Raw genomic sequence first — 8,633 nt, 5'->3', positions numbered from 1 at the left:
GGGAACCCCCGTCACTTCCTCTGGGATCCCGTCATCACGGACGATCAACTCGCCGGATATGCCCGGCTGTGTGCCCAGGACCGTGCATGCGCCGCACGTACCGAAGACCTTGCCGTCTCCATGAGGGCGACCGCTGCCCACCTGCCCGGCCGCTGGGGACCGCTGGCCATCAAAAGTGGCAACGTCCGCGCCGCGACGCTGATCGGGCTGGTCAACTCCACGCGATTCGCCGCACCGCTCAACGCGCCCGCGATGTTCGACGCGTGGCTGGCCGCCGCCGACGGCGATCCCAGCGGGCTCTGGGCCGTCTCTCTTCTCGCCGACCTGACCATCCCGATGTCTTTCGTCTGGGGAGAGTCCGCCGCGACCACCATGATCGACGCTGCGTCGGTCGACGGCTACTACGCGGCAGGGGGCGATCGGGGCTCAGTTCTGGGCAACGCGGGTGCGGATCTGCTGTGGGCCGGGGGTGGCCTCACCAAGGCGTGGCCGTCCAGCCCCGATTCTCGCGAATACCAGCGGACGCGCCCGACCGACGTCGAAACGCTCCTGATCAGCGGCACCGTCGACTTCACCACACCCGCTCAACTGGCCACCAGGGAACTGCTGCCCGCACTGCCCGACGGCCGCCAGGTGATCTTGGCTGAACTCGGGCACACCACAGACTTCTGGCGATACCAGCCCGAGGCCAATCGGCGGCTGCTGACCGGCTTCTTCGACCACGGTCAGATCGACACCTCCGGGTACACCACCCACAAGGTCGACTTCCAGGTAGGCGCGCTCAGCATGCCGAACATCGCCAAGATCCTCGTAGGCGTTCTGACCGGCCTTGCGCTGGCCGCGGTCGCTCTGCTCGCCTGGATGACCCGTCGGGTACGCCGACGCGGTGGCTTCCGGCCCAGGACCGGCATCTGGTTGCGCGTCGTGACCCCGGTGGCCCTCGGCCTCGGTGGCTGGTCCCTGGCCGTGCTGACCGTGTCGATCGTGTGGCCGGCGACCTACCTCGGCGACCCGCTTGTCGCCGTACCGTCCGTCGGCACAGCCATCGGGTACGGCGCCTACTGCGCCTGGACCCGCCGCGACCGGACCTCTCGTGAGCAGCACCGAGGGCTGGCCGCCGCACCCGTCGCGGCATTGGCCGGAGCCTGGCTGGGATTCTCCGCCGCCGACGGTCTCCCCGGCGTGATGACCACGATCATCGGGGCCGCCCTCGCAGCCAACCTCATCCTCCTCGCCCTCGACATCATCGGCGACAGCTCCGCCACTCTCTCGGAGAGCTGATTCACCGCCCATCGTGCGGCCTGGAGCCAGGACAGACGCTCGTCAGAGGATGGTCCAGCAGTTCGGACACGCGATGGTTCCGGGGCTGCTCGGTCGCGTCCGGGAGCGTTGTCGTCGTCTTGGTGGCCTGACGGCGTTGTAGCCGGCTTTCGAAGCCCGCACCCGGATCGGTGGTGAAACGCCGCAAAGGATGACAGACAGACCGCCGCCCGAGTTAGATTCGATAGTTTAGCTAGTTCTGGATCACCGATATCCCCACAGAAGGGACTGGGCAACGTGGTCGACGACCCCGGTTTGAAGGCGCTGGGCGAGGCCGCTCGTCTCTCCCCGGACAACCTGCCGCTGCGCCGGCTCCTGGCCGAGCAGTTGTTGAACAAGGGGTATCTGGCCGATGCGGAGGCTGAGTTCAGGGCCGCGCTCGTGCTCGCGCCCAAGGATCCGGACATCGTGGCGGGGCTGGCCGAGGCGTTCGTCCGGCAGAGTTCGCACGGGGAGGCGTTGTCCGTGCTGGAGCCGCTGCTCGCCGCAGGTGGATATCCGCCGCGTGTGGGGGTGCTGGCGGCCCGTGCCCTGCTGGGCGAGGGGGACCTGTACAAGGCGGCCTACCGCTACCACGAGGCGGTCTCGCGTGACCCGTCCGTCGCGGACGCCGATCTGGCGGCGCGCCTGGTGATCCCGGAGGCCGCCGCACCGCCTCAGCCTGCCGGGGACGCGTACCCGGCGCCTTCCTCGGCGACCCACGAGCAGTCGACCGCGGAGATCGAGCGGTCGGCCTTCAGTTTCGCCGACGTCGCCGGGATGGACGAGGTCAAGGAGGCGCTCCGGGTCAAGCTGCTGCTGCCCGTCCAGCAGCCTGAGCTGTTCGCCGCCTTCGGCAAGCGCGCCGGTGGCGGGGTGCTGCTGTACGGGCCGCCGGGGGTCGGGAAGACGCACCTGGCCAGGGCTGCCGCCGGTGAGCTCGGCGCGGCGTTCGTGAACGTCGGGCTGGCCGACATCCTCGACATGTACGTCGGGTCCAGTGAGCGGAATCTGCGCGCCACGTTCGACCTGGCTCGCCGTCATCGGCCCTGCGTGCTGTTCTTCGACGAGGTGGACGCGCTGGCCGCGCGCCGCTCCGACATGCGGCAGGCGCACACTCGGCAGCTCGTCAACCAGTTCCTGGCGGAGCTGGACGGTGTCGACCAGAGCGCGAACGAAGGCGTCCTGGTGCTCGCCGCCACGAACGCGCCCTGGTACATCGACGTCGCGTTCCGCCGTCCGGGGCGGTTCGATCAGCTCGTCTTCGTGCCGCCGCCGGACGCGGCGGCACGGGCGGCGATCCTGCGCATCCTGTGCCGCGACAAGCCGCTGGAGGAGGTCGACTTCGGCGCGGTGGCCAAGGTCACCGACCAGCTCGTCGGGGCCGATCTCAAGGGGCTGGTGGACCGGGCGGTCGAGGTCAAGCTGCACGAGTCGATCCGCGCGGGGCGGGCGATCCCGCTGTCGACCCGCGACCTGCTGGCGGCGGCCAAGGCGGCCAAGCCGACGGCGGTGCGCGAGTGGATGGCGACCGCGCGCAACTACGTGATGCACGCCAACGAGTCGGGGGCCTGGGACGAGCTCATGCCCTGGATCCAGCGCAAATGGTGAAGACAGGCGACCCGTTGGCGCGGGCACGGCTGTTACTGCAGATGAGCCGCCCGGCGGACGCCGAGCGCGAGCTGCGCGGGCTCCTCGCCGAGGAGCCCCAGCACGTCGGCGCGCACGCGCTGCTGGGGTTGGCGCTGGTTCAGCAGGACCGTACGGGCGAGGCGCTGGAGGAGTCGGGCGAAGCGGTGCGGCTCGCGCCCGACGACTGGATGCCGCACTACCTGTCCGGCCAGGTGCACTACATGGCGGGGCTGATCGAGGAGGCCGCGCGCGCGAGCGCCGCCGGTATCGCCCTCCAGCCGGAGTACGCCCCTTTGTGGGAGCTGCTGGCGCGCGTGCACATGAAGCGGCGCAACTGGGTCCAGATGGCCGAGTGCGCCCGCTACGGACTCAGGATCGAGCCGGAGGACGCCGACCTGGCCGCCCTGCTGGCCATCGCGCTGACCATGCTCGGCGAGCACGAGCAGGCCAGGGCCGCCGCCGCCCAGGCCGTGGCCAACGACCCGGAGAGCGTGCGGGCGCACTGGGCCCTCGGCCGCGCCGCACTGGCCGCCGGTGACCCGAGGACCGCCGCCGAGTCCTTCCGCGAGGTGCTCCGCCTGAACCCCGGCTTCGAATCGGCCAGGGACTGTCTGGTGATCGCGCTGAAGGAGCGCAACCCGGTTCAGCGGACGTTGTCGCGGCTGCGCCAGCGGTTCGTGGGCGGCTGGAGGCTGCTGTTCCTGCTGCCCGCGCTGCCGCCGGTCATCCTGGTGTTCGTGATCATCGCGTTGCTGCACTGGGCGGCGTGGATCGCCGAGTCCTGGACGACGCTCCGGCTGGCCAGGGCCAAGGCCACCCGGCTGCTGTTCGAGCGCGCCGCGGCCCGGGTGTCCATGCTCTGCCTGGGCCTGGCGGGGGCGGGCGCGATCCTGGTCGGCCTGGGCGTCGGGCTCGGCTGGGAGGAGCTCGGGTTGGCCGGTGCGGCGACCATGGCGCTGGTGACTCCCGTACAGGAGGCCGCTCACACCGGTTCCCCGGCCGGGCGGCGCGTGCTGTACGGCTGGGCGGTTCTCCTCGCGGTGGTGGCTCTCGGCGCGATGGTCACCTCCGCCTTCCCTCCCGCCCTCCTCGCGGTCTACGCCGCGCTGGGCACGATCTGGATCGCGGCGGGCGTACGGAAGATCTTCCGCCCTCGGCAGGAGGTCTAGGGCTTGATCGTTGCCCTGAAGATCGGTTTTGATGGCTCATTCGTGAACAGCGCTGGCCCGACAGACAGGAGTCGTGGAGCCGGATGGAATTCAACGTGCTGGGGACGTTGCAGGTCATCCGGGACGGGCGTGAGGTCAACCTCGGAGACGCCCGCAAGCTGAGGCTGACGCTCGCCGTGCTGCTGGCCGGGGCCGGACGGCCTCATTCGGCCGAAGCGCTGGTCGACGCGGTCTGGGGCGACCGGGCGCCCGCTTCGGCGCGGCACAATCTCTACCTCTACGTCCACCGGTTACGCCGGGTCCTGGGCGACGACGTACTGACCCGGGGGGCCGCCGGCTACACCCTGCACGCTCCCGGGCTCGACGCCCGCCGTTTCCGTGACCTGACGGCCGAGGGCGACGCCGCGCTGGCGGCGGGGGAGGCCGAACTGGCCGCCAAGAGGCTGGGGGAGGCACTGGGGCTGTGGCGTGGCGAGGCGTTCGAGGAGCTCGTCGACTGCCCGCCGGTCGCCGAGGCCGCGCGCGGTCTCGAGGAGGCCCGGCTCGCCGCGGCCGAGTCGTGGGCGGTCGCCATGCTCGGGGCGGGGCGTCCAGGGGAGAGTGTCGCCGACCTCGCCGAGCTGGTCCGGCGGCATCCCTTCCGCGAGGGGCTGCGCGGGCATCTGATGCTGGCGCTCTACCGGTCCGGCCGGCCGGCCGAGGCGTTGGAGAGCTTTCACGAGGCGAGGCAGGCGCTCGACCGGGAGCTCGGTGTCGAACCCGGTCTCGGTCTGCGGCGGCTGCACGAGGCGATGTTGCGGGGGGACGAGGAGCTGATCCCCCTTCCCGCCGACAGCGGCGAGTGTCCGTACCGAGGACTGGCGGCCTTTCAGGCGGCGGACGCCGACTGGTTCTTCGGGCGGGAGGCGCTGCGGGACCGGCTGGTCGAGCTGGCCGACCGGTTGCCGCTCGTGGCGGTGTTCGGCGCCTCCGGCAGTGGCAAGTCGTCGTTGCTGCGCGCGGGGCTGGTCGGGGTCCGGCCGGACAGTGTGCTCATCACGCCGGGGGAACATCCGCTCGGCCAGGTGCCGGTGGAGACCGGCGGGCTGCTGGTCGTGGACCAGTTCGAGGAGATCTTCACGCTCTGCGCCGACGAGGAGGAACGGCGCGGGTTCGTGGCCCGGCTGCTGGAACCCGGGCGGCGGGTGGTGCTGGGGGTCCGGGCCGACTTCCTGGGGCGGCTGACCCGCTATCCCGACCTGGTCGAGGCGCTCGGCGGGGAGGCTCAGTTGCTGGTCGGGCCGCCGTCGACGGCCGAGCTGCGGGACATCGTCGTCGGGCCGGCCGCGCGGGCGGGGCTGCGGGTGCAGCCCGAGATGCTGGCCGAGATCGTGGCCGCCGCCGTGGCCGAACCGGGTGGGCTGCCGCTCGTCTCGCACGCCCTGCTGGAGACCTGGCGGGCCCGTGAGGGGAGTCTGCTCACTCTGGACGCCTACCACGGCACCGGCGGGGTCGCCGGAGCCATCGCCCAAACCGCCGAGCAGGTGTACGCCGGCCTCGGCCCCGAGGAACGCCAGGTCGCCCGGCGGATCTTCCTGCGACTGTCGGCGCTGGGAGAGGGCACGGAGGACACCCGCCGCCCGGTCTCCCCGGCCGAACTGGTCGGCATCGCCGCGGAGCCGGTGGTCACCGAGGTGCTGCTGCGGCTGGCCGCCGCCCGGCTGGTCACCCTGAGCGCCGACTCGGCCGAGGTCGCGCACGAGGCGCTGATCCGGAACTGGCCCCGGCTGCGCGGCTGGCTCACCGACGACCGTGCGGCGCTGCTGGTGCACCGGGGCGTCACCGAGGCCGCCCGGCTCTGGGACGGCCAGAGCCGCGATCCCGGCATGCTCTATCGCGGGGCGCGGCTGTCGTCGGCGCGCACGTGGGCCGAGGAGCACCCCGGCGAGCCGAACGCCCTGGAGGCTGACTTCCTGGCCGCGTCCAGAGCAGCCGAGCAGGGCGAGATCGACGCGGTGCGGCGCAGGAACAGGCTGCTCAAGCGGATGGTCGGCGGGATCGCGGCGCTGCTCGTGCTGGCCTTCGTCAGCGGCGCCGTCGCGGTCGGTCAGGGGCGGGAGGCCGAACGCCAGCAGCACATCGCGGCCTCCGGCCGATTGTCACTGACGGCCCGGTTCCTGCTCGACACCGACCCTGACCTGGCGGGCCTGCTCGCGGTGGCGGCCAACGATCTCACCGCCGACGCCGAGACCGTCGGCGGAGTGCTGAGCGTGGCGGCGGCGGCCCGGCGGCGGGTCGAGGTCCAGGCCGACGACGCCGGCGTCTACGCGCTGGCGTTCAGTCCCGACGGCGGCATGATGGCCGCCGCCGGGGTCAACGGCACGGTCGCCGTATGGGACCGGAACCACCGCCGGATCGCCACGCTCAAAGACCATCTGACCGACGTGGACCTCTACGCCAGGACCGTGGCGTTCAGCGGCGACGGGCGCTACCTCGCCTCGACCGCCCGCGCACCGGTCGCGGCCGAGGCGCGCGGCTCGGTCGTCGTCTGGGACACCACCACGATGAAGGCCGTCTTCACCGAACCGCTCACCGAAGTCACCCCCGCCATGGCCTTCTCCACCGACGGCCGCACGGTCGCGGTCGGCCACGACGACGGCACCATCGACATGTGGACGCTGCCCGGCGGCGCCCACCGCGTGATCGACACACGTGGGCCGAAGATCGGCTCACTGGCCTTCGGCGCCGGGAACTCGCTGCTGGTCGCCGCCGGACCCGACGAAACGGTCGTGTGGGACGTCCGCACCGGCCGCCGCCACGCCGAGGTGCCCGTACAGGCCCTGCACCGGGTGATCGTCTCCGGGGAGACGCTGGTCACCGCCTCCGACACCGGCGGCGCCCGGTTCTGGCGGCTGACCCGCGACGGGGTCACCTCGCTGTTCGCGCTGCCGACGAGCGGCCCCTACGCGTGGGACGTGTCCGCGCCCGCCGGCGACCGGGTCGCGGTGGCCGACGAGGACGGGATGATCACCGTCTGGGACCTGACCCGCAGGCAGCCCGTGGAGACCTACCTCGACCGCAGCCGGGCCGAGACCCGGGCCCTGGCCCTCAGCGCCGACGGCTCCCGGCTCGCCTCGGGCGGCATGGGCAGGTCGATCGTGATCCGCGAGCAGGCGGTCCCGCTGTTCGGCGGCCACAGCCAGGCCGTCAACGATCTCCAGATCAGCCCCGACGGGACGATCGCGGCCTCGGCCGGCAGCGACAGGACCGTCCGCCTCTGGGACCTGACCGGACAGCCCCTCGCCATCCTCGACGGGCATCCCGACCAGGTCAGGTCGATCGTCTTCCGCCCCGACGGCCGGGTGCTGGCCGCCGTCGGCCGCGACCACAGCATCACCCTGTGGGACGTGCCGACCCGGCGGCGGCTGAGCGAGATCCACTACGCGGGCACGGGCGCCACCACCAGCGTGGCGTTCGACCCCTCGGGCCGGGTGCTGGTGACGACGGCGCTCACCCGGTTCCGCTGGGACGTCACCGACCCGGCCGAACCCAAGCAGGTGCCGTTCGGCGGCTCGGCTTATCTGTCGACGGTGGTGGCCTACAGTCCGCGCGACCCGCTGCTGGTCTCGGTCGGCCCGTCGGACCTGCTCCTGCTCTGGAACACCGACACGGACAAGGAGATCTCCCGGGTACGGCCGGGCCACGGGTCGATCCTGGACGTCGCCTTCAGCCCCGACGGCGCGACGATCGCCACGTCGGGCTCGGACCGTACCGTCAAACTGCACGACCCGGCCGGACGGACCATCGCCACCCTGTCCGGCCACACCGCCCCCGTGCACGCCGTCGCCTTCAGCGCAGACGGACGGCTGCTCGCCTCCGCGGGGGAGGACCGCACGATCATCGTGTGGGACCTGGCCAGCCGACGCCCCTTTGCCCGGCTGACCGGCCCCACCCTGCCGATCAAGGCCCTCACCTTCACCCCGGCGGGCGAACTCATCAGCGGTGACGACTCCGGCCGCATCATCCGCTGGTCCCTCGACCCCGCCGAAGCGGCCACCCGGTTGTGCCAGGCGTCCGGACGCGACCTCACCCCCGCCGAGTGGGACACCTACGCCGCCGGCCTTCCCCGCCAGGTGACCTGTGGCTGATCAGCAGGCGCGCAGACCCGGCGTCCAGCCGGTGACGTTGGTGGTGAGCTGGCCGGAGCGGCCGGGCTCGCCGTCCAGGCGCAGCTTGTAGTTGCCGTACAGTCCGCGCACCCTGATGTACGCCCCATAGCCGTAAGGGACGGTGCTGTGCCAGAAGTACTGTCCGGTGCCCACGTCCTGGAGCTTGATGTTCAGGGTCTTGCCACCTTGCAGCGCCCAGCAGTTCGTGGCGATGACCATGATGTCGTGGGTGGAGGAGTTGGCGGGCACCGTGCCCGTCGTGCAGGTGGTCGAGAACGGCAGGATCGAGCAGTTGGCGCTGGCGGCCATGGCCGACGGTGCCGTTCCGACGAGAAGCGCCGAGATCGCCCCCAGGGCGAGGGCCACCTTGTAGATCTTCCGCATT

The 8,633-nt window shown here is 71.9% G+C and carries 5 protein-coding genes; 4 read left to right on the top strand and 1 reads right to left on the bottom strand.

What is annotated here, in order from left to right:
- The 4 genes from AW272_RS29300 to AW272_RS29285 form a co-directional block, all read left to right on the top strand.
- A partial coding sequence (locus AW272_RS29300) for an alpha/beta hydrolase (protein ID WP_218011111.1) occupies nt 1-1,281 on the top strand: 1,281 nt, incomplete at its 5' end.
- A gap of 276 nt (nt 1,282-1,557) precedes the next feature.
- Nucleotides 1,558-2,910, top strand: coding sequence for an ATP-binding protein (locus AW272_RS29295; protein WP_066371903.1), 1,353 nt, complete (start codon nt 1,558-1,560; stop codon nt 2,908-2,910).
- A complete protein-coding gene (locus AW272_RS29290; protein ID WP_066371899.1) occupies nt 2,904-4,100 on the top strand; it encodes a tetratricopeptide repeat protein in 1,197 nt (398 codons plus the stop codon). Before AW272_RS29295 ends, AW272_RS29290 begins: the two co-directional genes overlap by 7 nt.
- 83 nt (nt 4,101-4,183) lie before the next feature.
- Nucleotides 4,184-8,227, top strand: coding sequence for an nSTAND1 domain-containing NTPase (locus AW272_RS29285; protein WP_066371894.1), 4,044 nt, complete (start codon nt 4,184-4,186; stop codon nt 8,225-8,227).
- Here AW272_RS29285 and AW272_RS29280 read toward each other — a convergent pair whose 3' ends face one another.
- Nucleotides 8,228-8,632 carry a hypothetical protein gene (locus tag AW272_RS29280; RefSeq protein WP_066371892.1) on the bottom strand — a complete coding sequence of 135 codons (405 nt, stop codon included), beginning with the start codon at nt 8,630-8,632 and terminating at the stop codon, nt 8,228-8,230.
- Nucleotide 8,633: the final 1 nt, after the last annotated feature.

Origin of the sequence: Herbidospora mongoliensis, from assembly GCF_001570545.1 — a bacterium.
GTDB lineage: Bacteria > Actinomycetota > Actinomycetes > Streptosporangiales > Streptosporangiaceae > Herbidospora > Herbidospora mongoliensis.
This window is presented reverse-complemented; position numbering and strand designations above follow the sequence as displayed.

Excerpts from the sequence above, each read along its gene's own strand:
- AW272_RS29290 (WP_066371899.1), top strand. The coding sequence starts at position 2,904 with ATGGTGAAGACAGGCGACCCGTTGGCGCGGGCACGGCTGTTACTGCAG.
- AW272_RS29285 (WP_066371894.1), top strand. The coding sequence starts at position 4,184 with ATGGAATTCAACGTGCTGGGGACGTTGCAGGTCATCCGGGACGGGCGT.
- AW272_RS29280 (WP_066371892.1), bottom strand. The coding sequence starts at position 8,632 with ATGCGGAAGATCTACAAGGTGGCCCTCGCCCTGGGGGCGATCTCGGCG.